Genomic DNA, 853 nt, shown 5'->3' with positions numbered 1-853 from the left:
GGGTACKACAAGAAAACGATTGCCGAGGACGTGTGGGAGCTTCTTTCTGAACATCTGAAGATCGATCGCTTCAATCTTGTGGGACACGACTGGGGCGGCCCGGTGGCGTTTGCCCTGGCCGCGCAGCACCGGGGGGCTGTTAGCAAGCTCGCGATCCTGGACGTTACCATTCCTGGCGATGGAGCGGACATGTCGCAAGGCGGCCGCCGTTGGCACCACCCTTTCTTCAGGACGCCGGATTTGCCGGAAGCGATGTTCGGCGGTCGCGAGCATATCTATCTGGAATGGTTGTTTGACAATTACGGCAGCCGGGCAAACGTGCTATCTCAGGAAGACAAKAATGAGTATTTCCGTACCTACCTGAAACCGGGTGGCCTGCGCACACTTCTCGCCTATTATCGGGGCTTTMCAACCGACGTCAAAGACAACGAGTTATTCCTCGAGAGKGATGGCAAGCTCGAAATGCCGGTCCTCGCCMTGGGCGGAGACAGTGGTTTTGGCYGCGGCATGGAGACGATGGAATCACTGCAGCGGGTGGCAAGTGACGTTCGAGGCGGATTGATCCCGGGCTCGGGTCACTGGGTTGCGGAAGAAGCTCCCGAATTCATAGCKAACGAACTCGGGAAATTCTTCGGCTAAACCACTGCCTGACGTCGGGGATGCGCGTCTGATCCACCAGTCGCGCATCACCKACCCTGATTGCGCATAACTCACCTCCCGCCGACGTCGATCTCACTCGCAGAAACCGCGTCGCCAGCCAGGGTCTCTTCGATCCAACGTTTGAACAGAGCGATCTTTGGCGTTCTTGCCCTGGACCGTAAGTACACGAGACGAGGGCAATTGAGGCTGGGGC

At 58.0% G+C, this 853-nt stretch carries 1 protein-coding gene; it reads left to right on the top strand.

Features of this window, described 5'->3' with window-relative positions; all coding sequences use genetic code 11:
* The coding region (locus QD357_RS32625; RefSeq protein ID WP_414126137.1) for an alpha/beta fold hydrolase at nucleotides 1-639 on the top strand (639 nt) is incomplete at its 5' end.
* Between the last annotated feature and the right edge of the window lie 214 nt (nucleotides 640-853).

It is taken from the genome of Rhizobium sp. BR 317 (assembly GCF_047445835.1).
GTDB classification, from domain to species: domain Bacteria; phylum Pseudomonadota; class Alphaproteobacteria; order Rhizobiales; family Rhizobiaceae; genus Rhizobium; species Rhizobium paranaense.
The sequence above is the reverse complement of the archived record's forward strand: the minus strand, read 5'-3'. Positions and strand labels throughout refer to the sequence as shown.